The 22862-nt window shown below is 61.1% G+C and carries 22 protein-coding genes and 1 tRNA gene; 12 read left to right on the forward strand and 11 right to left on the reverse strand.

Going from position 1 to position 22862, the window contains the following annotated elements:
* Window positions 1-9: 9 nt before the first annotated feature.
* From EL18_RS00005 to EL18_RS00020, 4 genes are all read left to right on the forward strand, one after another.
* Window positions 10-86 (forward strand) — tRNA-Met (locus tag EL18_RS00005).
* 502 nt (window positions 87-588) lie between these two features.
* Complete coding sequence (locus EL18_RS00010; protein ID WP_036478477.1) at window positions 589-1911, forward strand: hypothetical protein; 1323 nt, start codon at window positions 589-591, stop codon at window positions 1909-1911.
* Between the two features lie 65 nt (window positions 1912-1976).
* Entirely contained in the window at window positions 1977-3944 is a 1968-nt protein-coding gene (locus EL18_RS17175; protein ID WP_161781951.1) for a vWA domain-containing protein, read from the forward strand.
* A complete protein-coding gene (locus tag EL18_RS00020) occupies window positions 3941-5059 on the forward strand; it encodes a hypothetical protein (protein ID WP_036478480.1) in 1119 nt (372 codons plus the stop codon). The genes EL18_RS17175 and EL18_RS00020 overlap by 4 nt, the downstream gene beginning before the upstream one ends.
* A gap of 30 nt (window positions 5060-5089) precedes the next feature.
* On the opposite strand, the gene EL18_RS00025 is transcribed toward EL18_RS00020, so the two are convergent.
* From EL18_RS00025 to EL18_RS00035, 3 genes are all read right to left on the reverse strand, one after another.
* Entirely contained in the window at window positions 5090-6907 is a 1818-nt protein-coding gene (locus EL18_RS00025; RefSeq protein WP_036478483.1) for a serine aminopeptidase domain-containing protein, read from the reverse strand.
* 213 nt (window positions 6908-7120) lie between these two features.
* On the reverse strand, window positions 7121-8146 hold the full coding sequence (locus EL18_RS00030; RefSeq protein ID WP_036478485.1) for a hypothetical protein: 1026 nt from the start codon (window positions 8144-8146) through the stop codon (window positions 7121-7123).
* Entirely contained in the window at window positions 8143-8718 is a 576-nt protein-coding gene (locus EL18_RS00035) for a LemA family protein (RefSeq protein WP_051913614.1), read from the reverse strand. The genes EL18_RS00030 and EL18_RS00035 overlap by 4 nt, the downstream gene beginning before the upstream one ends.
* A gap of 186 nt (window positions 8719-8904) precedes the next feature.
* On the opposite strand from EL18_RS00035, the gene EL18_RS00040 reads away from it, so the two are divergent.
* Window positions 8905-10239: a sodium:solute symporter family transporter gene (locus EL18_RS00040; protein ID WP_036478487.1), complete on the forward strand. Its 1335-nt coding sequence runs from the start codon at window positions 8905-8907 to the stop codon at window positions 10237-10239.
* Window positions 10240-10250: 11 nt separating this feature from the next.
* Here the strand turns inward: EL18_RS00040 and EL18_RS00045 are convergent, their stop codons facing one another.
* The 8 genes from EL18_RS00045 to EL18_RS00070 all read right to left on the reverse strand — a co-directional run bounded on the left by EL18_RS00045 (window position 10251) and on the right by EL18_RS00070 (window position 16045).
* Window positions 10251-10772, reverse strand: coding sequence for a hypothetical protein (locus EL18_RS00045; protein ID WP_036478489.1), 522 nt, complete (start codon window positions 10770-10772; stop codon window positions 10251-10253).
* Between the two features lie 15 nt (window positions 10773-10787).
* The gene (locus EL18_RS00050) at window positions 10788-11324 is read right to left on the reverse strand and encodes a hypothetical protein (protein WP_036478490.1); all 537 of its coding nucleotides are present in this window, start codon (window positions 11322-11324) and stop codon (window positions 10788-10790) included.
* A 149-nt stretch (window positions 11325-11473) separates the two neighbouring features.
* Window positions 11474-12298, reverse strand: a complete 825-nt coding sequence (locus EL18_RS17180; RefSeq protein WP_051913615.1) for a DUF3137 domain-containing protein — start codon at window positions 12296-12298, stop codon at window positions 11474-11476.
* An 86-nt stretch (window positions 12299-12384) separates the two neighbouring features.
* Window positions 12385-12519, reverse strand: coding sequence for a hypothetical protein (locus EL18_RS18255; protein WP_280113651.1), 135 nt, complete (start codon window positions 12517-12519; stop codon window positions 12385-12387).
* 335 nt (window positions 12520-12854) lie between these two features.
* Window positions 12855-13088 (reverse strand): formylglycine-generating enzyme family protein, encoded by a 234-nt coding sequence (locus EL18_RS17430; protein ID WP_425277128.1) that lies wholly within the window; start codon window positions 13086-13088, stop codon window positions 12855-12857.
* 141 nt (window positions 13089-13229) lie between these two features.
* Window positions 13230-13649 carry a carboxymuconolactone decarboxylase family protein gene (locus EL18_RS00060; protein ID WP_036478491.1) on the reverse strand — a complete coding sequence of 140 codons (420 nt, stop codon included), beginning with the start codon at window positions 13647-13649 and terminating at the stop codon, window positions 13230-13232.
* 49 nt (window positions 13650-13698) lie between these two features.
* On the reverse strand, window positions 13699-15243 hold the full coding sequence (locus tag EL18_RS00065) for a GMC family oxidoreductase (protein WP_036478492.1): 1545 nt from the start codon (window positions 15241-15243) through the stop codon (window positions 13699-13701).
* Window positions 15244-15391: 148 nt separating this feature from the next.
* The gene (locus EL18_RS00070) at window positions 15392-16045 is read right to left on the reverse strand and encodes a GntR family transcriptional regulator (protein WP_244444484.1); all 654 of its coding nucleotides are present in this window, start codon (window positions 16043-16045) and stop codon (window positions 15392-15394) included.
* Between the two features lie 210 nt (window positions 16046-16255).
* On the opposite strand from EL18_RS00070, the gene EL18_RS00075 reads away from it, so the two are divergent.
* The 7 genes from EL18_RS00075 (at window position 16256) to fhmpcd1 (ending at window position 22861) form a co-directional block, all read left to right on the forward strand.
* Entirely contained in the window at window positions 16256-17086 is an 831-nt protein-coding gene (locus EL18_RS00075) for an alpha/beta fold hydrolase (protein WP_051914119.1), read from the forward strand.
* A gap of 43 nt (window positions 17087-17129) precedes the next feature.
* Window positions 17130-18269, forward strand: a complete 1140-nt coding sequence (locus EL18_RS00080; protein WP_036478497.1) for an FAD-dependent oxidoreductase — start codon at window positions 17130-17132, stop codon at window positions 18267-18269.
* Between the two features lie 66 nt (window positions 18270-18335).
* Entirely contained in the window at window positions 18336-18926 is a 591-nt protein-coding gene (locus EL18_RS00085) for an amino acid synthesis family protein (protein ID WP_036483468.1), read from the forward strand.
* 32 nt (window positions 18927-18958) lie between these two features.
* Window positions 18959-19417 (forward strand): YbhB/YbcL family Raf kinase inhibitor-like protein, encoded by a 459-nt coding sequence (locus tag EL18_RS00090; RefSeq protein ID WP_036478499.1) that lies wholly within the window; start codon window positions 18959-18961, stop codon window positions 19415-19417.
* 70 nt (window positions 19418-19487) lie between these two features.
* Window positions 19488-20213: a class II aldolase/adducin family protein gene (locus tag EL18_RS00095; RefSeq protein ID WP_036478505.1), complete on the forward strand. Its 726-nt coding sequence runs from the start codon at window positions 19488-19490 to the stop codon at window positions 20211-20213.
* A 93-nt stretch (window positions 20214-20306) separates the two neighbouring features.
* Complete coding sequence (locus EL18_RS00100; RefSeq protein WP_036478508.1) at window positions 20307-21935, forward strand: GMC family oxidoreductase; 1629 nt, start codon at window positions 20307-20309, stop codon at window positions 21933-21935.
* On the forward strand, window positions 21932-22861 hold the full coding sequence (gene fhmpcd1 / locus EL18_RS00105) for a 5-formyl-3-hydroxy-2-methylpyridine 4-carboxylate 5-dehydrogenase (RefSeq protein ID WP_036478510.1): 930 nt from the start codon (window positions 21932-21934) through the stop codon (window positions 22859-22861). Before EL18_RS00100 ends, fhmpcd1 begins: the two co-directional genes overlap by 4 nt.
* Window position 22862 lies beyond the last annotated feature (1 nt).

Here is a 22862-nt window from a genome sequence, read left to right on the forward strand (position 1 = left end):
GGCCGTCAACGCGGGGTGGAGCAGCCCGGTAGCTCGTCAGGCTCATAACCTGAAGGTCGCAGGTTCAAATCCTGCCCCCGCAACCAAATCATTCCAAAAGCGCTCAAACGAGCGCTTTTTTTGATTCAAGCTCCTTCCTTACGCGTCCCATGAACCGCAGACGGTCAACCACCGTCTGAAATGCGCCAGCTTCCAACTTCTCGAAAAGCGCATGGTGATCATTGCGCTCATAGAGCGCGCTCGCGTCGCTGGCGTCAAAGTACCGGCCACCAGTGTTTTCGGTAATGCAGCGCGACTCTTTATACGTGAGAAGACTTCAGGCAGTTCACGTGATGCCTCAGAAGACCTGACAAGTCGGTCTCGGGAATAGTCGAGAGCGGCAAGCCTGCCTGCGCGCGGAATGTGGGAACTGCTTCTTTGCTACGGTGGGAAAGGATCGCTCGCCTGGCTCGGTCTCGCATCTGGGTCCGCCTGCTGTTCCTCTCCCATATGAGGGACGGCAGCCGGTTTGCGCCAGTGTAACTCCTGGTCATCGATCGATGACACGGATGGAGAATACGCGACATGATCCGTCGGCTTACTAGCAGGATGAACAGCCTTATTCGCGCGTTGGCGGTGGCTGTGTTGCTCGCCACGGTGTCGGCGGTAGGGGCGGGGGCCCAGAACCAGGTCTCTGACGAAATTGCCGCCAGGAGTGTGATCCTGTCACTCTTCACCATCAGTTCCATGATGGAGCAGCAGGGCGCGGGGCTTAAGGGTGGTGGCCCGGTGATGACGTCCTTTCGCGCCTTTCTCGCGCCAGAGCTCATCGAGGCAATAGCATCCGGCGAAGCCGGCTTTCGTCCGCTTGCCGGCACGCGCGAAGGCTCGGTGGATGACTACGAGCTGCGGAAGGCGGAGAAGCAGTCCGCGGGGGAAATAATCTTCGAGGCTGCCGTGGAATCCCAGGGCAAGGTCCGTCTCATTTCCTTCTCGGTCGTCCAGTCGAAAGGCCGGCCGCTGATCACGCGGATCTGGGGCGATGGCTGGTCTTTCGGCCGGGTAGGCGCCGACGCGGCGCAGGCAGCGCCCGGCGGGACCATGCAAGCTGGTTTGAAGCAACCGCCGGACAAGGAGCAGCAACAGGCTCTTGCGGCGGCTGATGAGGGCGCAACGGCGGCCAGCGCCAGTTTAGCCGGAGCCGCGGGGCTATCCCTGCCGTTTCAGGACGCCTTTGACGGCACGGCGCTGGGGCCGCAATGGACTGTCGTTGGAGAAGCGCCCGACAAATTCGTGGTCGAGGGCGGTGTGATCTACACCATCGCCACGGGCGGCGACGACAGTTTCCGCAAGGAGGGCAGCGAGAACATCTTCCGGCTCGGCGCAGCGCCGGAGGGCGACTTCGACATGACGCTGACGGGGCGGCTTGAAGCGAAGACCGGACGGGAAGGTGTATGGGTCGGCCTCTACGAGGATGCGACCAGTTTCGTTGCCGGAACCTTGCACGTCTACACCAGCGGCTGCGGCCCCTATCTGAGCCTCAGGATCGTCAACCGGCAGCCGGTCACCAATGCAGAGAAATCACTGACCAGCGAGTTCGACGACAACCTGTTCGACAAGGGACCGATCCTCTCCGACTACTGCTCGGGCGGAAACAGGAAAATCGGTGACACAATTCTGAGCGGCATTAACCAGAGGGGCTTCTCCGTGACCCTGTCGCGCCGGGGCTTCCGCTATTTCGCGACGGCAGAACTCGATCTTCCGGAGTTCGGAGATTATCCGGGCGGAAAATTCACCGCCACGACCCGCAACGTTGCCCGCACTACCGCCGCCGGTGCTCCCGCATTCATGCTGGGACAACTGCAAAAGGCGGGCGAGGGCGAATCGGTTGCGCAATTCGACGGTTTTTCGATTTCGGCACCGCCGCGCTGACAGCGGCCACCATAACGTTGGGAATTCAGGTCATGCTTCGTATGTTAAGGATCGCTTCTTGCAGCTTGTCCATATTGCTGCTGGCGGCAGTCGGCGGAAGCGCTCAGGCGCAGGACATCGGTTCAGCCGTCGCTCTTGTCGAGCAATTCATCGCTGCACACAAGACCGGTCTGGAGACCCGACAAGAAGGGTTGCTCAACAATGCCAAGGCCGCGGCACCCTATGTGATCGACGGGCTGGCAGTCGACGGTTTGCAGGGCAGGCTCGGCTTCGATCCGGTTTATAACGCACAGGACTATGAGGTCTCGAATATCCGCGTCTTCGCGGACGCCGAAGCACCATTCCTGCGCGGGGCGGCGCAGGTCCGCGTCAACCTCGACAATTTCGGCCAGCATCAGAAATTTCTCTACACGCTTGTGCGAGTCCCGCCGGACAATGCCTGGCAGATTTCGGACATCCATTCGCTCACCAGCGACTGGTCGCTTGCCGACATGGCCTACGATCTGGGTCTTGATCTCAGGGGCGCGGGCGGACCCGAAATCACTCTTCGGAATGGCGAGATGCCAATTCCCTGCGCCTTTGCCTGCGGGAATCCCAATGAACCAGGCAACGGGGGGGACTCCGCTCCGATTGTCGTACCGGGTAAGGAAAGCATTGTGGTTCCCGATCCTGTGGTCGTTCCGGGGATGGAAGAAGGGGATCTGCCCGGCGATGGCCTCAATCCTGCGGGCCGCAACCTGCTGATCATTCTCGATGCATCCGGGTCGATGTGGGGGCAGGTCGACGGTGTCGCCAAGATCGCCACTGCGCGGCAGGCCCTGTCGGGCATTGTCGGCGATCTCAACCCGGCCATGAATATCGGATTGATGGCCTATGGACATCGACGGGAGGGGGACTGCACCGATACCGAAATCCTCTACCCCGTAGCCAATTATGAGACGGGGCGGCTGGTGCCGGCCATTCAGGACATCTCACCGCTCGGGAAAACGCCCATCGCCGGTGCATTGGAAAAGGCCGCGGCCGCGATGCCTGCTTCCGGTCAATCCTCAAGCGTTCTGCTGATCTCGGACGGACTGGAAACCTGCGGCGGCGACCCCTGTGCCGCCGCGGCCCGGCTGGCCGCCAGCGGGATTGACACGCGCGTCCACGTCGTCGGCTTCGACCTGAAGGACGAGGAGCACGCGGCGCTGCAATGCATCGCGGAGCAAGGCAATGGCACTTACTATCCGGCCAACGATGCCCTCAGTTTTGCAGCCGCTGTCAATGAGGCGGTGGGGCAGGCGGAAGGCGACGCACCGGCCGCGCCCACAGAAAATCCAGCACCCGCGACGGAAACCGTTTTCGAGGATCGTTTTGACGGTCCGGAACGCGATGCGGCATGGCGCGTCGACGACGCGATTGATGAACTCACGGCGTTCACGCCCGAGGGCACGCTGTTCGTGGCAGCGCTCGGCAAGGAGCCGATCTTCAGCAATCCCAAGGCGACGAACCGCTTCGTACTGGATCGCCCCCTTCCGGAGGGGGATTTCGATCTGGTGCTCGATTTCAAGATGCCTGAGCAGACCCGGCACGAAAGGCTGATGCTCTCGCTTTTCAATGCCGCCGAGGATCAGGTCGGGGCGCAGATATGGCTCGAACCGTTGGGCTGCGGCACGCGGCTGCATCTCGAACTGACCAGGATTTCGGGCGGCGTGGATGCTCCGCAAAAGACCGCCTTCGATACCAATCTGTTCGGCGGCCCCTGGGTCGATGGTGTGTGCGAGGCCGAGGGACGGGCACGGGGCGATGCCATTCTCGAAACGCTGGGCCGTAATGGCGCGCAACTGCGCCTGAAGCGGCGTGGCCGCGAAATCAATGCGAGCCTGGCGATGCGGTTGCCCGGCGATGAAACGCTCTCTTTCGACACCGAGGCGATCACCATGCTCCGTCTGTCTGGCGCGGCCAGCATCCTCGCTGGACACGGCCACAAGGCGCAGCCTGGCGAAAGCCATTTCGAATTCGACCGTTTCGCCATCGAGGTTCCCCGGCAATGACCGCGAGCCGAGCGCTTCTTCCCGTTCTGCTTGCGATGCTCCTTGCCGGAACGATGATCCTCACAGCCGGGGCTCAGAACGACATGAGCTTCACCGCCGAAGAGGTGGAGCGCGGCGAAAGCCTGTTCGACCGGATAGACGCCGCGCAGGAGGACGGCACGGGCGGCGAGGCGGTGGGCTTCGACGAGGGGGCGGTTGCCGAGCACGATGCGCTGGCCTGCGCGGCGGGGCTGGGCTGCGAGGGATTGGCGGTTTCGCAAGACGATGCGCTTGTCCTGACGGGGCACGACAGCACCGAGGCCGCGCGCAAGACCTATCAGAAGCAGTACGGAACACAGGATTCGCAGGCCGAAGAGCAGGTTCAGGGCGAAGATCGCGAAGCCATGTCTTTTTCCGAGGATGAAGTGGTCAAGGAAGGTGAAAGCCTGTTCGACCGGGTGGATGCCATGCAGGAGAACGGCACGGGCGGCGAGGCGGTGGGCTTCGACGAGGGGGCGGTTGCCGAGCACGATGCGCTGGCCTGCGCCGCAGGCCTGGGCTGCGAGGGGCTGGCTGTCTCGCAGGACGAAGCGCTTGTCCTGACGGGACACGACAGCGCCGAAGGCGCGCGCAAGACCTATCTGGAACAATATGGAACCGAGGATTCACAGGCCGAAGATCCGATTCAGGGCGAGGACCTGTCGGTCGATGCGGACGAGGGGGACATGTCCTTCTCCGAAGAGGAAGTGGGCGAGGACCATGACGCCATGTCTTTTTCGGAGGACGAGGTGGCTGACGACGCCAACGGGCAAGCAGAAATGTCCTTTACCGAGGAGGAGGCGCAAGACGGCGATGGGCGCCCGCCCCTCGAGAACAGGTTTTCCGAGGCCGAAATCGCCGCGTTCAGCAAGGAAGAAGACGCGCTTTGGTCATGTGCTGCCGGTTTCGGCTGCAAGGGGGCTGCCGCGGGCCTGACGCCACATCAGGCTGTGCACCGGCTGGGCCTGCCGGAATATTCCTATGAGTGGCCGCTCGCTGCCTGTGCCACCAACACGCCGGGAGCCTGTGCGGAGATCGGAATCAGCCTCATGGATGCGATGCGTATCATGTCGCATCTGGCAAATCCCAACCGTTAACAGCCCGCGGGGGATGCGAGCCTGAAACACTCAGCCCAGCCAGCCGAGCGGACCGGACAGGAGGAGCGAGGTGAGTTCGGACTGGCTGTGGACGTTCATCTTCGAAAACGCCTTCTTGAGATGGCCACGCACCGTGCTGACGAGGATACCCAGAGTTTCCGCGGCCTCTTCGGGGGATTTGCCGCCGGCGATCAGAAGCGCGATCTCTGCTTCCTTGCCGGTCAGCCCGTAGGCGAGTTCCACCAGCGCCACGCGCGCGTCCGCTCCAAGTTCCCGATCCCGGTTGGTGCGCAGCACCAGAACAGAGGCCGGTCCCTTGCGTTGCAAGCTTGCCTGCCTGAGCGCGTCGGGGCGAAAGCGGAATCCGACCGGCATGTCGTCACGGATGACGAGGGTGTCGCGACGGTCCGCATGGCTGGCCGGAGCGGCACGTTCTCCGGTCAAGAGCCTGCGCGTTAGCGCGCCCGCGCTTCCCTCTCCGACGATGGGCAAATCGGTGTCCGGAAACAGCCTGGAAAGCGCTTCGAGATAAATCCGGTTGGAATGAAGCAACGCCCCCTCGCTGTCGAGAATGGCGATACCGATCTGAAGCCTTTCGATCACAGACTGGAGCAGAACGCCCAGGGTGGCGTTCATCATCACCTGCCGGTTGAGGGTGAACGAACGCTCCCAGTGCGGCATCAGCGACAGGATGCGCTTGTGCAGTGCTGCCTCCGCCAGATCGCCTGAGCGTTCAGCCTCGTAGATCATGCGATAGATGATCTCGTTCCATCTGCTTTCGTCGTCGATGGCATTGTAGCACAGTTCGACAAGCTCTCCCGGGCTCATCTCCGCGGATGCGCCCGGGCTGCTGGTTGTCGCCAGCAATTTCGCTGCGAGTTCGGCAACGCCGATCTCGGTGTGTCCTTCCTCTGGATGCCATTCCTCGCCCACCCAGCGGATGATGCGCTCGGCAATGCCAAAACGCTTCTCCTCCAGAAACAGCGCCGAGCGTGCGCCCTCGATGCGGGCCGATGCGATGTCGTCGAAACCAACCCGTTCGAGGAACCGTTCAACGGGTGGCAGAAAACCGCCGTCGCGCAGCATGGCGTCTTCACCGCCGAACAGGATCAGGCACCGCGTGCCGGGCACCACGGAGGCGCCCTTTGGCCACTTCCAGGCTGAAAGCATTCCCGAAAAGATATTGTACCAGTAGGCGGGCGTCGGGGTGGGCCAGCCAAGCGGGTCGGCGATCATGGCGTCGATCAGGGCGCGATCCCTGCTCATGACATCGGCCGGGTGGCGGCGCTCCTTCAGGTGCGAGCCGAGAAATGCGTAGAGGTGATGCAGGGACTGCTCGTCGGGCGCTTCCGGAGAGCCCAGCTTGCAACGGGTCTGCGAAAATGTTTTGCCGAACATGGCGATGGCGCGCTGGTTCGGCGGGGGCGAGATCAACACGATGTGGCGCGCAAGATCCGGCCATGTCTTCAGCACCTCGAGCGTCAGTAGCGCCGTGATGTTGGGGACGACGATCAGCCGGTGTTCCCACGGGATGTCCGCAAAGCTTTTCTCGTAGAACAGCCGCATGTCGGCAACTGCGCGCTGCCAACCGGCCTCGTAGTCGAGATGTCCAAGCGGATTGCTGCTGCCCGTGGATCTGCCGTGGCCGCGTATGTCGCCCGAATAGGCATTCCACCCCAACTGGCGGAAGGCTCCGCCCAGATCGCCAAGCATCCCCGAATGGGTGGGTTGGCTATGGCCGAGAAACACGGCCCTGTGACCGCGTCCTGGTCTGCGGCCCGGGTCGACGGTCCATCTGCGCAGGAGCAGCGGCTGGTTTCCCTCACCCACCAGAAATTCCGCGTCCATATCCCTTCCCCCCCGAGCCGTTCAGCGCACCCCAATTCACCAAGTCCAAGCTTTGTCGTTGTTTAACCTCGCTTGCGTGAACTTGGACTGAATGGCCTAGCCAGCATTCATGCAGCCGCGTGCGACTATAGGAAAGGGCTCGGCTCGAGTGAAGCTTTCGCAGTCATCCCGCACGGAGACGCGGACAAGGTCCGTTCGAAGTGGATCGGCGGATTATTCGACGTAGCGCTTGATGGAAAGCTTGGCGGCTTCGAATTCTTCCAGAATACCCGGCAAGAGGCGGTCGATCCCGCCTTCGGAGGCGTTCTCGCCGACCAGTTTGTCCTGTGCCATGAAGAACAGAACATCGTCGACTACAACGAAGCCGACCGTATGGAAGCGTACCGCAAGATCAAGCAGGGTTGCTTGCGTGGCCGGTGTCAGGATCTGCAGGACCTCTCGTGACACGTCCATTTCGCCGTCCGTGGCCACGGAGCGTCCGGAGACATGAAATTGCTCGTTGAAATGTATCGATTCCGTCTTGATGTCGCGATCGAAGGGCCCCCGGTTGGCAATGTTTTCGGGCCGGATGATCGCGCGGATGCCGGTCTTGCGGCCGATCCGATAGGCCCCGAGCAAGGAAATGAACTGTCCATATCCGCCCCTGCCGCCGCGCGCGTCGCGCCGTCTTTCGCGCGGACCGAGCGCGGCTTCCATCTGCATCGCGCCCAGCGCCACCCATAGGGGCAGACCGTCCTGCACGCTCTCACCCCAGAACTCGCCATCGAGCCGCACACCCATGAAGGAGCCGGCCTGCATCACCGTCAGTTCGGGTATCGCGGTCTCGATCGTCTTCAGGCGCTGCGGCTTCACGCGTTGCGAACGGCGCTCGAAATTTCCGTCGGAATCCCGCGCAGGCTTTCGTTCGATCTGCCATTCCAGGAATTTTCCGGTGTAGGACCAGTTTCTGTCCCGCGCGATGAGGATCCGGCGCCGGGTTCGGTGGCCGTCAGCATTTTCCAGTATTTCCATCAGGAAGATCGTGCCGAAGGCGAAGGTCGTGACGGTGACCGGGACGAACGGAAACCCGCCGCCGCCGAAACCCGCAGCCATCGTCCAGACAAGGCTGAACAGCACCGCGGGGAGGGGGATGCGTTTGAGCCAGAGGGGGAGCGCGATCCCCTTGCGGATGCTGGAAAGCTCGGGCGTTTCGACTTCGATTTCGCCCTCGAACGGATCCCAATGCCGGCGTGCACTCACGAGCGGCTTCCCGGAAGATCGATCCGAGGCATGGTGCGCACCGCTTCGGCTTCCGCTTCGGCCAGCGCGAAGGGTGTCGCGCGGTCGAGCCGCATGGCGCGGGCGACCCAGTTGGAAGGGATGGCGTCTAGCAGTGTGTTGTAGCGTTCGACATTGGAATTGTAGAGCCGCCGCGCCGCGCTGATCTGGTCTTCGGTTTCCTCCAGTTGCTTCTGCAACTCGCGCACATTGCCCGCCGTGCCGATCTCGGGCGTGTCCTCGGAATAGGCGACGAAGGCGCGTAGCAGGACTGAAAGTTCGGCCTCGGCCCGTTGAACGGTCTCGATGTCGTCGTTGCGTGCACTCATGGCAGTCCGACGCGCATCAAGAAGCTGGTCGAAAATCCGGTTCTCCTGCGCCATCGCGCCGCGAACGGAGTCGACCAGCGCGGGAACGAGGTCGTGACGGCGCTTGAGTTGCACGTCGATCCCCGAATAGCCGGTTGCCACTGCATTCCTGGCCGCTGCCAGCCGGTTCTGCAGATAGATGAGAATGAGTATGACGGCGGCGATGGTGAGAATGATCGCGATCATGCCTGGTGTTGGATGCCTCCCGATACGCTTGGTTTACAACGCGGTTAGATGAGGTATCGGGCCGCAGGCACCCGGGCGTCCCCCAAATGAGGGAGCGGCAAGATCCCTCCGGGGGAGCCTGACAAGGCCGGGTTGGCACAAACAATGGCTGGCGATCTGGCTGCTATGGGTGATACGTAATCCACTATGCACTCGCCCGCCGACATTCTCGAACTCGCACCGATCGTGTTCGTCCTTTTCGCGCCGCTTGCCTACGCGCTCGTGCGGGCACGCGATACGACGCGGGCCGACTTCATTTTCAATTCCGGGCGCACGGGAACGCTTGCCACCGTTGCGGGGATCGTTTGCGGGAATATCGGAGCAGGGACATTTGTCGCGCTCCTGCTCTTTTCGGATGCCAGCCCGATCCTCGGGGTTTCGCTGGCGACCGCATATGCTTTGGGTCTGGTTATCTGCGCCGCGATCGCGCCTGCGGTTCACCGTCGGTCAAAGCTGTACGGGGTTCACGGACTGGTCGATCTCATCGTGGCGGCGCATGGTGTGCACCACCCATTGGCGATCTGGGCTCCTACCGCATTCGTCTTCCTGTTGCGCACGGCGGTGCAGCTTCTGGCGCTCGCGGCGATCCTGACGACGATCATGCCCGTTTCGAACCTTGTCGCCTTGATCCTGGCGAGCGGCCTCACGGGGATCTACACTGCCATTGGCGGCTATCGCGTGGCGACGGAGACCGACGTCTTCCAGGCCGCCGTCATCCTTGTCGGCATCGGTGTGCTCACGGTTGCAAATCTGGGCGGCATGCCGCAGGTCGATAACCTGTTTGATCTTGGACCCTACAAGTTTCCGCTGCTGGTCGGCATCTGGTTGTTCATACCGGTCAGTGCGGTGCTTGCCATCGACAACTGGCAGAGGATGGCAACGGCCCGGGAGCCGGCAGTTGCGCGCAGGGCGTTCCTGCTTGCCGCGCCCCTGTGCCTGTTCTGCTATATGGGCATTGTCTGGCTGGGCCTCAAAGGCCATGCCGGCGAAGAGGTCCTCGCCGTGCTGCGCGTGACCATGCCGGCGCACTGGACATGGCTGGCCGATGTGATGCTGATCGCCGTGCTCATGTCGACGATGGACACGTTCGTCATGCCGCTGGTCACCAGTCTGGAGCGCACGCGCTACACGCTGCGCCAACTGCGCCTGACCGTCCTGATGCTGTTTGCCGCGCTGACCGTTGCGGCCTATGCGATGGGGCCGCTGCTCAATTCGATCATCGCCGCCTTCAGCTCGCTGGTGGTTTTCCTGCCTGCCGTCCTTGCCGCTCTGATGTGGCGGCGTCTCAGCGCTGCGGCTGCGATCGCTTCACTCAATCTCGGGGTGGCGGTCAGCCTGATCCTGGTCGGCATCGACCTGAATTTCGCCGCTTTCGCGGGTTTCGCGGCAGCAGTGTTCACCTACGGCGTTGCATGGGCGCTCGCAAGGCGGCGGGAGGCGCGGTCCTGCGGCAGCAGCGAAGTTCTGGAAAGCAGCGGATGAACCTGTCCGGGTCAGCCGCCGCTTTCGGCTTGCGGGAGGGACTGGCTTTGATCCTCGTCCAGCACGATGGCAGCGAACCCGTCGCCTTCCAGATGGATTTTGGGGCATGCCCGTGGCTCGCGGTTTGACGGATCGTACCAGCACTCCTTGATCCTGTAGGCGATCTTCAAACTGGTGCAGGGCGTTTGAGTGTTGATCCCGGTCGTCGTCTGTGATTTCGACATGCCGTTGTCGTCCCAGCCCATAAAGACCCATTGCAGCGGCAGGCGGGTCGATTCATCATTGCGCGTATCAATGTAGCGCGCCTCTCCATACAGCGCGTAGAGACCCTGTTCCTGCTTGTTCACGGAGACAAGGGCTTCGGGCAGGCAGATGCCGTTATCGGTTTCACCGGCTTTGATCACGACGAGCAATTCGCCTGCCGGCACGCTTTTCCCGATGTCCTGCCGATTGAACGCAAAAGCGCCAGCAGCGGCCGCCAGCGCCAGCGCGCCGATGATTGACGAGGCAATGAGATATCTTGAGCTGGGCATCGGTTTCTCCTGGCGTCAGCCCTTCATCGTGAGGAGGTAGAGGCCGGTGCAAGGCGCTTCGCCGCGATCATCCAGGGCTGCAAGAAATAGCCCGCTCCGTTCTCCCATCCGCTGCATTCCCCTGGAGCTCAAGTGCCTGATGGTCGCCTGATGTTCCTTGCCGGGTACGAAACTGTCACCGGGAAAGAAACTGTCTCCGGGGAAGAAACTGTCGCGAGGGAAAAAGCTGTCTCCCGGAAAGAAGCTGTCACCGGGGAAGGCCTGCCTGCCTACGGCGATCTTGAACGGTTCTGACAGGAAAACATCCGTTACCCGGCCCTGCTCCATCCGTCCAACACCCAGTCTGCCGGATATGGAGCCCTGCAGTTCGGACCGGATGACGATATTCCAGATCAGGCCGCGCCGCAGTTCATTCCCGGCCTTTCCGGCCAAGGCTTTCGCCTCGCGCAAGCCAAGGTGCAGTCCGGCCGTGCCGCGCGCCCATACCGGGCTGGTGACCAGTCCGGCCATCCCGGTCAGGGCCAGATGATTGAAGCGCCTGCGGGTCAGCATTTTGAATCTCCTGATCGAATTTGCATCGGAAACATTGCTGCACGAAACAGGCTCCCGGTCCCCTCCCAAATGGGAGAGCAACATGCCATTTGGGAAGTGTTCTGGCTCAAGGCTGCATCGGACTTTTCGGTCTCCGGCAGGCGATTTCGCTACCGGATCCGATTTCGCGCGCCGATGTTGAGGCTGTCGATGATGCCGGTCACCAGCCCCAGTTCGGTCAAGAGGGCGCCGGCACGTTCCCTGCCGTCGCGAACCGGGCGGAAGACGTTGCCGATCTCGAAACGCCGGGCCGCCGAGCCGATGCGGATGCAAATCAGCAACCGATTGTCGATGAAGGCCAGTGATACGCCGCTCCGATTGTTGAGACGTTCGGTGAGTTCGACGATCCGCTCCATGAAGCGCGGGGTGAGCAGGTAGCGAGCCTCGATCTGATCGGAGGCGAAGACTTCAAAACGCTCCTCGAATCGTGGATCCTCCAGCCGGACGCGATCGCCGCTCTGGCGGTATTGTTCCAACGTGTTGCCGATCCAGTCGGTGTCCGCAACAATCGTTGTTATGCCCTTGAATGGCTTGTTGAAGCTGTAGCTCAGCATCAGCGTGCGCCATTTGGAGTCCTTCTTCGAGAACCTGCCCTCGCACAGATCCAACTCCACGCCGTCGACATGCCCTTTGATCCGATCTTCGAGGCTGGCGTTCTTGTGGAAGGGCAGGAGGGGTGCGAAGCTGGACAGCGGAAAATCAAACTCTCTAAGCGTGTAGTCGAAGCCGAGATAGGCGCAGACGCCGCCGTTCAAAACTTGTTTGTAGCGGTTAGTGAGCCCGAGATAGGCTAGGCCCGCACCCAGCAGCGCACCAAATCCGATGGCAAAGGCCGCGAGCGCCGGCAAACCGCGCAGCCCTCCCGTCAGGGCCAGGATCGCGACGGCTGCAAATCCAACCGCGCCGAGCAGCGTGAGAGCGGTCACGAGCCGCATTCGCTTCCTCCTGTGCGCTTCGAGTTCCTCGAGAGCAGGCTCGATTTGGCGCGTGTAGAAGCTATCGAAATCCTGTTGGGATGAGGTCATGGCGTCATCAGGATCAATGCCGCAAACCAGCGATGCGGCACGGCAAAAAAATTGAAATGGATGTCGGCGAACCGGATTGCAGGCACCGCTTGTCCTTCATTTGTTTGAACGTCGTCATGCTGGATCTTCATGCAGACCGATCTGCGCGCGCCTCTCCCAGATTGGAGAGATCTGCGCGTGCTGACATAAGGTAATGTCGCTGCTCGTCGGCGCAGATATGTCGGATGAAGTGGCCGAGGAGGTGGTAGACGCGCGCTTTCGATAAGGTCGGAGACCTGGATGATCTACGTGCCGGTGATGCTGTCGAAAAGTCTTTGAATCACGTTTTTCATATAATGCAGCTGATGGAATTGCCGGATTTGTCCAGCAAAGTTCTCATTAGCTCATTGTCCTCCGGTGCACTTAATGCGCTGGTGGCAAAGAGTACTTGGGACCCTTCGCAACATTGCACCGGAGCCCGCTGACGCTAGTGATCCACGACGATACGAAAGCCGACATGGCTGGTCGAGCTATCTGCACTGGCAGCGGTCCTCGCGGATATGCGATAGCGATGGCAATAGGATCGGTGGCAGAGGAAGGAGCCTCCTTTCATGACCCGCTGGTTTGCTGTTGTGGCTGCGGCATTGCGTCGTTTGGCGCTACTGGTCAGGGAGCGGACGCGGAAGAGGTCCGAGCACCATTCCCAGACATTGCCGGACATGTTGTAGAGGCCATATCCATTCGGTGTGAAACTTCTAACCGGAGCAGTTCCTGCGCGCTTGGTGAGAGAAAAGTCTTGATAGCGCCCGCAGAACCCCGCCGCACTTCCGAATCCGGACGGGTTATCCGGCGAAGGGTTTGGTCAGCCATTGTCTTCCTGTTGGGCCTCGTCCATCTCCCGGAAGACCGCCTGTGCGCTGCGCATTGCATCGAGCGAGGCTGGAACGCCGCAATAGATCGCGCCCTGCAATATCGTCTCGACGATTTCCTCACGCGTGAGCCCATTGTTGAGCGCGCCGCGGACATGAAGCTTGTACTCAGCCGAGCGATTCAAGCCCATCATCATGCCCAGGTTAAGGACGCTGCGCATGCGCCGGTCGAGACCTGGTCTGTTCCAGATTTCGCCCCAGCACCACTCCGTGATCAATTTCTGCAGTGGCGCAGACATATCATCCGCTGCGGCAATCGAGCGGTCGACATATTTGTCACCCAGAACCTCACGGCGAATCTGCAGTCCTTTCTCGAACTGCTCTCCTTCGAATTCCGGTCTTTTGCTGCTCATGTGAAGATTCCTCCGTCCCGGTTTGGAAAAGTTCTGGCAGCCCTGTCATTCAGTCGACCGCGGTCATCGCGCGGGCGAATGTTTCGGCGATCGCCAGGACAGCGGCGTGAATGGGGCCCGCGGTCAGGGTGGGCATGACGGATGCGTCCACCACGTAGAGATTGTCGAGTGAGCGAAGTCGGAGGTTTGGTCCAACTACGGCCATCTCGTCCGTTCCCATTCTGCAGGTGCCGCACGGATGGTGATGCGTGATCGCGGCCTTCGCGATGAATTCATCGATCTCTGTCTTGTTCGCCAAGGTGGCTGGGAGCAGTTCGCGATCCCTCCACTCTGCAAGTTCGTCACTATGGCCGAGCATGCGCGCGGCCTGGAGAGCCTGGCGAAACATGGCCCGGTCATGCTCGGTTTTCAGATATGCCGGGTCGATGACAAGGCGGTCGTCCAATTCCGGCCCGCTTATACGAATGCTGCCGCGACTTGTGGGGTGCGTGACCCCGAATAGAAGCGAATAGGCAGAGCCGGTATCTGGAGCCTGGAAACACTCGGAAACGATTGGCGCGACGCCGCAGCCGACAACGATGTCCGGCATTCCCCCTCCGGCAAAACTGCCGGCGGTCATATAGGCCATGGATTCGGAATGCTGAAGGCGCGAGGGCGGGAGATTTCTGCGTGTGGCGTAGAGGTTCCCGGCTCCCAGCAGATGATCCTGCAGGTTCTGGCCCACCCCTGGCATATCGACATGGCATTCCACGCCTGCTGCAGCCAGAATTTCACGTGGTCCGATGCCGGAGCGCATCAATAGCGCGGGGCTCTCGAGGGAACCCGCACATAGAACAAATCTGTCGGCGGATATGCGAGTCAATCCTTCGCGAGCGACAACTTCGAGATAGTGCGCACGATGGGCACCGATCACCATTCTGCGTGCCCGACCTCCCGTTAGAATTGTCAGATTGGGACGAGCGCGCACATCCGGAGTAAGCCAGGCGTCAGCGACAGTGACACGCCTGCCATTGCGGATGTTCATGGCGTTCGGGGTCACCCCGACCATTTCACCGTCATTGTGACCGTCAATGCGCGGAAGGCCCAAGGCGGCGCCCGCGACGATGAAGGCCTTTGTGAGCGGGCTGATTTCATCATGGGTCGAATGAACCGTCAGTGGCCCTCTTCGCCCACCCCCGCGCTCCTTGTCTTCATTCGCTTCGAATGCTGGCAAAAGCCCGTTCCAGCTCCACCGCGTGTCACCGGTCGCTTCCACCCAAGGGTCGAAATCAGACGGGTGACCCCGCATGTAGCCCATCGCGTGGAGGCAGCTTGAGCCGCCGACGATGCGCCCGCGAGCCCAGTCATGCGTCCTGTTGGCGGTACCAGCCTGCGGGACGGTCCGATAGTTCCAGTCGTAGGCGCGGCCCTGAAGGGCGGGCCAGGCCGCAGGGTTCCAGATATCGGGGTCGTCTGCTTCTTCGCCGGCCTCGATCAGCAAGACCGTGCGGTCGGGATCTTCGCTCAGCCGGGCGGCGACAAGTACGCCGGCCGATCCACCGCCGACGATTGCCACATCCGCGTGCATCTTGTTGCCGAGCGTAATTCCTTTCATCGCCGGGCAACTTTCGTCGTGGGAGGAGAGATGTATGCATGCATGTTGCCATAGGGGGCGGGATGAGCAACTTCGCCCGCTAAACGCTGTGGGAGACGTTCTGGCATTCTGGCTTCCCCGCTACCTGTTTCAAGGACAGACGAGGCGGTCAGTTACCGCTGTCCATCGACTTCTTTGCTGCAGCCATTGCCTTCAGGACGTGCTTGCGTGCGGCCTTCCGGGCCGCTTTTTCATCGCTGGCAGCAATGGCCTCGTAGATCTCTTTCATCTCCGCGAGGCTGCTTTGCGCGCGCCCTTCGAGCGACATCGACCGTGATCGGAAAAGGCTGATCCGGGCCACCAGACCGCGATGGATCTCTTCAAGGATCGGATTTCCGCAATTGGCCAGAATGATCGAGTAGAAATCGGCTGCAGTGGTAATGCGCGCCAGGCTGTCATTGCTGGAGGCCGCGGCCTCGAAGGCAGAAAGTGCCTTTTCGAGCGCCTGCAGCTGCTCTGCCGATATGCGTTGCGAACACCGTCCGACCGCTTCCACCTCCAGTAGCTCACGCGCCTCGTAGATGGAGGTCACTTCCTCCCAGGTAAGCGCGGGGATGGAGGGGCCACGATTGGGCACGATGTCAATGAGCCGTTCAGCCGCAAGACTGCGCAGAGCCTCCCGAAGGGAAGGGCGGCTGATGCCGAGCTGAACGCATAACTGGCTTTCAACCAGCCGGGTACCGGGTTCGAACACGCCTGAAAAGATCGCAAGCCTGAGCTTGTCGACCGTCTCCTGCTGCACCGTGCGGGGCAAAATTCTCAAATTCAGGTCTGACGGCATCGTTTCTGATCTCGTGCATCTCGGGTTGCGCAGCCTATGGCGAACATAGGTCGGCGCAGCTTTCATTGACAGCATGGAAGACATTTCTGTCAAGACGTAAGATTGAAAGAATGTCTGACAATGTGGTTGACGCTGTTCGATTTTGTGTCATGCTTCCTGTCACCAAAGGGCAGCAATGCAGGGGACCCAGGCATGACGGCAGTCGCCTCATACAAGGACATGAAGATGCGCCGGATCGATTGCGGGCGGATAACGCTTAATGTTCGTGAGGCAGGCAGCGGGCCCCTGATGCTTTTCTTCCACGGCATCACAGCGAATTCCGCAACTCTGGTGCCGCTGGCGGCGCGCTTCAGTGAACGCTTCACCACAGTCGTGGTCGATCAGCGCGGCCACGGTCACAGCGACAAGCCGGAAAGCGGATATGAGGCGCAGGACTTTGCCGACGATATCCTGGCACTCGTAAGGACGCTTGATCGCGGGCCGGCCATCCTGGTGGGGCATTCCCTCGGATCGCGCAACTCCGTCACTGCAGCGGTTCGTGATCCCGATCTGGTGCGCTCCGTCGTGGCGATCGATTTCACCCCATATATCGAGACGGAAGTGTTCGATGCGCTGGAAGCGCGTGTGAATGCCGGGGATCAGCTGTTCGGTGATCTTCAAGCAGTGAAGGCCTATCTGGCGGCTCGCTATCCGAGCTTCCCCGCCGAAGCCATCGATATCAGGGCGCAAAGCGGCTACCGCGAAGTAGAAGGTGGGTTGCGCCCGCTGGCATCACCTTCGGCCATGGCGCAGATCGCGACCGGATTGCGTGCCGATCTCACTCAGACCTATCGGGAACTCACGAAGCCTACCCTGCTCGTGCGCGGGGAGGTCAGCAAGCTGGTTTCGGCCGATGCGCTGGCAAAGACAAGCCGATTGCGGCCCGACCTACCCGTCGTCGTTGTTCCCGGCGCCGACCACTATGTCAACGAAGTCTCCCCCGACATCACCTTCAGGGCAATCACCAACTTCATCGACGCCTGACGGCGAGAACGCCAACTCTTTCATACGCAACAGGATTTGGACCATGGCGAATATCAACAAGACATCTGGAAATGCTCTTCGCGCACAGGTCGCCGGTGCGGGTTTCGCCGGACTGACGGCAGCAATCGCGCTGCGTCAAAACGGCTGGGATGTCACCTTGCATGAGAGGGATTCGGAGCTGCGCGCATTCGGAGCGGGCATCTATCTCTGGCACAACGGTCTCAGGGTCCTTGAAGCGGTCGGTGCGCTCGACGATGTGCTTCTGGGCTCCCATACGCCTCCCACCTACGAAACATGGATGCAGAACAAGTCGGTTTCCAAGGAAACATTCAATGGTCTGCCATGGCGCATCATGACGCGTCGCCATCTGCACAATGCGCTGGTCAAGCGCGCCAAGGAAGTCGGCGTTGAAATCCGCGTGAATTCCGAGGCCGTAGCTGCCGATGCCGATGGTCGGCTGACGCTGCAGACGGGCGAGGTTCTGGAGGGCGATCTTATTGTCGGAGCGGACGGTGTCGGCTCCAAGGTGCGGGATTCCCTGGGGTTCGAGCAGGATCGCTGGGTTTCCACCGATGGCATCATTCGCCTCATCGTACCTCGCAAGAAGGAAGAGCTTGGTGATGGTGAATGGGACAACACCATCGACATGTGGAACTTCGAGCCGCGGGTTCAGCGCATTCTCTACTCCCCTTGCAACAAGGACGAGCTTTATCTCGGCCTGATGGCACCGGCAGCCGATCCGCGCGGCTCGCGCGTACCGCTCGATCTGGAAGTCTGGGTCGAGATGTTCCCCTTCCTTGAGCCGTGCCTTTCCGAGGCGGCCAAGCTGGAATCCGCGCGCTACGACAAATATGCGACGACCAAGCTCGACAGCTGGGTGAAGGGCAAGGTGGCACTGGTGGGTGACGCTGCTCACGCGATGTGCCCGGCGCTTGCCCAGGGTGCGGGCTGCGCGATGGTCAATGCCTTCAGCCTTTCGCAGGACCTTGCTGAACAGAACTCGGTCGAGGATGCGCTTTCTTCCTGGGAAAATCGCATCCGCCCGATCACGGATCGTTGCCAGGCGCTGTCAGGCGAATATGCGGCGAACCGCTCGCTATCCAGAGGCAACATGTTCACACCCGCGGCCTTGGAGGCTGCGCGCTACGACCCAATCCGCCGTGTTTACTCATGGCCCCAGTAACGGCCGGGAAGCCAGCCTGAAAATCACTTGCGCGCGCCTTGGCTGCGCGTCCCCAAGGAGAAAGACATGAACCATACGGCTGAAGTAGAAAAGCACTACGAGGTGCGGGGCTGGTATTCATCCGTGCAGGAAATCCGGCATGATGGCGGTGCGCCCGTGGAACCACTCATCAAGGTTGCGGTCGGCGTTATCATCCGCAACCCCTTCGTGGGCGTCCATTCCCCGGACCTGTCAGCCCTGATCAAGCCCAGCGCATCCATTGGCCACGCACTTGGTGCAAGAGCCATGGCGCTGCTTAGTGGGCGTCCGGCAGAAAGCTATGGCAAAGGCGGTATCGCCGGTGTCGGCGGCGAGCAGGAACATGTTGTCGCCTGCATCACGACCGAATTCGGAAATCCGCTGCGCGAGCAGGTGGGTGGTGGAAAAGCCTGGATCTCCTCGGCCAGCAAGGTGGCCTCGGCTGGCACTTCAATAGACATCCCGCTGGCCCACAAGGACGAGCTTTACATTCGCTCCCACTATGATGCGATCACCTTTTCGGTCCCCGACGGGCCGCGGCCGGACGAGATACTCGTTTGCGTTGCTGCGGCGACTGGACCTCGCGTTCATCAGCGCGTGGGTGGAAAGACCGTCGCAGACCTGGCGGCAGCACAATAAGCCGACGACAAATCGAGAGAAGGACACACTCAATGCCCCTGAACATCAAAGACCTGAAGATAACGTCCTCGGATTTCGAGCCGCTTGCGATGATGCGTGACGAGCATGCCGGTGACAAAGGCAATGTGTTGCCCAAGCTGACCGTCAGTGGCGTGCCCGAAGGCACCAAGGAACTTGCTGTAATCTGCCACGATCCGGATGCGCCGCTGCCCCACGGTTTCACGCACTGGACCGTCTACGGCATCGACCCTTCCGCAACCGATCTCTCGGACGCGCAGGAGAAGTACAGGGTCGGGCCCAACGGCGCGGGTGACAAGCAGTATTACGGACCGCAGCCGCCGGCCGGTCACGGCAAGCACCACTACTACTTCTGGGTCTATGCGCTCGACACCACCGTGGAAGGGACGCCTACCCGCGAGGAATTCCTGACCAAATACGCTGACAAAATCATCGAGCAGAACAGGATCGTCGGCCTTTACGAAAACAACTGAAGTGCATGGTCTCGGCGAGACAAAAAAATAAAACGCCGTCGAGACCGCAGCGACTTGGGAGACTTCAGAAATGACAACAACTACATCTGCCCGGAAGACTGTCTTCGAAGAGCTCGTCACGGCGACGAAGATATTGCTGCACGAGGGCATACTCGACACATTTGGCCATATCAGCGCGCGTGACCCTGAAGATCCCAAGAGCTTCTTCCTGGCGCAGAAACTCGCACCGAGCCATATCACGGTCGACGACATGCAGCGTTTCGACCTGGATGGTGAGACCGATGATCCGCGGCCTTCCTATCTCGAACGCTATATCCACAGCGAGATCTACAAGGCCCGCCCCGATGTGAACTGTGTGCTTCACAGTCACTCGCCGGCAGTTCTTCCCTATTGTTTCACCGACCAGCCATTGCGGCCTGTCACCCATATGGGTGCATTTCTCGGCGAGACGGTTCCCGTGTACGAAATCCGCGACAAGCAGGGCGATGCAACCGACCTTTTCGGCGGCAGCCGTGAGGTGTGCGCCGACATCGCGGAAAGTCTTGGAGATCAGGCGGTCGTGCTCATGGCTCGCCACGGCGTGGTCAATGTCGGCGGCTCGGTCAGAGAGGTCGTGTTCCGCGCATTCTACACCGAGCAGAACGCTGCCGCGCAGACGGCCGGCCTGCAGGTGGGCAAGATTGAATATCTCTCGCCTGGAGAGGTCAAGACTGCCGGAAAGCTGGTCGGTGCCCAGATCGATCGCGGTTGGGACCACTGGACGATGAGACTCCGTCAGGCCGGGCTGCTCAACTAGCACGCCGACGACACGCAGAAACCCGGTTGCGACCGGGGATCCGATCTTCCTGTCCCGCATGGTCAGGGGAGATCAGATGAAAGCAGGGAAGTCATGTCGCACGCGGAATATTACGACTACATCATCGTGGGAGCCGGTTCTGCCGGGTGTGTGCTGGCCAATCGGCTGAGCGCGGACCCGTCCTGCTCGGTGCTGCTCCTGGAAGCAGGCGGCTGGGACCGGGACCCGATGATCCACATTCCGTTGGGCTGGGGCAAGATCCTCACCGAGCGGCGGCACGACTGGATGTATTTCTGCGAACCGGAAGAAAATGTCGGGGGACGCAGCGTCGAGTGCGCCCGCGGCAAGGTTATCGGAGGATCGTCTTCGACCAATGCCATGGCTTATGTGCGCGGCAATCGCGGCGACTACGACCGTTGGGCTGCCAACGGTCTTGACGGCTGGTCCTTTGACGAGGTGCTGCCTTACTTCAAGAAGCAGGAAAGCTGGGAGGGCGGTGCGGACGATTATCGAGGCGGTTCCGGCCCGCTCAGCACGCAGCACTGTCGCTACAAGGATCCTCTGATAGATGCATTTGCCGAGGCGAGTGTAGAGGCAGGTTACCCGCAAACCAGTGACTACAACGGGGCCAGTCAGGAAGGCTTCAGCCGCCTGCAGATGACGATTTCGAACGGGCGTCGTTCATCGACATCCTCAGCCTATCTGCGTCCCGTCCTCAAGCGTGCGAACCTGACGGTCCTGACCAACGCGATGGCACTGCGCGTCAACATGCAGGGGAAGCGGGCCAGCGGTATCACCATCAGGCATCATGGCCGAGAGAAGACCTTCAAGGCAGGCCGCGAGGTGCTTTTGTCAGGAGGGGTCATCAACTCACCTCAACTTCTGATGCTGTCCGGCATCGGCGCTCCCGATGAACTCGCCGCGCAGGGAATCGAGACCCGCGTCAGTTTGCCGGCGGTAGGCAAGAACTTGCAGGACCACGTATCGGTCATCCTGATGTACAAGCGGCGAGAACCCGGACCGTTCTTCAAGAACATGCGAGCCGATCGCATCGGGATCGATTTCCTGAAGACCTACCTGACGGGCAAGGGCTTTTCCGCAGACGTCCCGGGCGGTGTCGTCGCATTTCTCAAAAGCGGTGAAGACCGGCCCCTGCCGGACGTGCAACTGCTGTTCACTGCTGCTCCACTTGCTGCATGGCCGTATTTCCAACCCTTCAAGGCACCCTTCCAGGACGGTTTTGCCACCCGCATCGTGGCTACCCAGCCTGAAAGCCGTGGCTCGGTGAAGCTTGCTTCGGCAGATCCGCTCGCAGCACCGCTGATCCACCAGAACTTCCTGGCTTCGCCGCGCGACTGGGCATCGCTTCGTGCCGGTTTCCGGGTGGCGCGCGATCTCGCGTCGCAGCCGGCGATGAAGCCATTCATAGAGGCAGAATTCTTCCCCGGACCTGATTGCCAATCAGACGAGGAGATCGACGAGCATATCCGCAAGACGTGCATAACCGTCCACCATCCGGCCGGCACTTGCCGGGCGGGCACCGATGCGCGCGCGGTAGTTGACCCGCAGCTGCGTGTGCGCGGTGTGGAGGGGCTGCGCGTTGTCGATGCCTCCGTCATGCCGGACCTGGTCTGCGGAAACATCAATGCCGCGGTCATCATGATCGCCGAGAAAGCAGCCGATCTCATCCTCAATTCCCAAGTCAGCGAGGCAGCGGCATGATCAAGCGAACAGCAATTATCGGTCTTGGGACAATGGGGCCCGGCATGGCCGCCCGTCTGGCAAGAGGTGGTGTGGAGGTCGTGGCATACGACATCGCACCGGCAGCAATCGAGCGCGCGCGCGGTATGCTGGGCGCTGCCGAGGGCGTGCTGGACAGCCTGGAGATCGACGGCACGGGGAAGGGCGGTTCGGTTCGGTTGACGGATGTCCTCGAGGAGGCCGTCGCCGGCGCCGATCTGGTAATCGAGAACGTCCCCGAAAAGGAAGAAATCAAGGCTGAGGTCTACCGCTCGATCGAGGGGCTGATCTCAGCCGACACGATCGTCGCATCGGATACGTCGGGCATTCCCATCACCAAGCTGCAGGCGCATATTTCCAATCCCGCGCGCATGGTGGGCATGCACTGGTCAAACCCGCCGCATATCATTCCCATGATCGAGGTGATTGGTGGTGAGGCCACGTCGCCGGAGACGGTTCAGACCATCCGCGACTTTATCCGTTCGCTGGGGCTGCTGCCCGTATTGCTGAAGAAGGACGTCCCCGGCTTCGTGGAGAACCGGGTGCTCTATGCCTTGCTGCGCGAAGTCGTCGATCTGGTAGAGCGCGGTGTGATCGAGCCCGAAGACATTGATACCTGCGTCTCCTGGGGTATCGGATACAAGCTGGCGGTGGTGGGCCCCATGGCGCTCCTCGACATGGCCGGCATGGATATCTACCACTCCGTCTCCTCCTTCCTCAACGAAGACCTGTGCGACCGCAAGGATGTCGCGCCGCTGGTGCAAGAGCAGATCGCCGCCGGGAAGCTGGGCATCAAATCGGGTGCCGGGCTCTATTCCTATACGCCGGAGAGCATAGCCAGGCTGCAGCCGGAACGGGCGCGGAAGCTCGTTGCCATTCGACGGATCCTCGAAGGGAAAGATCAGTGAC

The sequence above is a fragment of the Nitratireductor basaltis genome, assembly GCF_000733725.1.
In the GTDB taxonomy this organism is placed as follows: Bacteria; Pseudomonadota; Alphaproteobacteria; order Rhizobiales; family Rhizobiaceae; genus Chelativorans; species Chelativorans basaltis.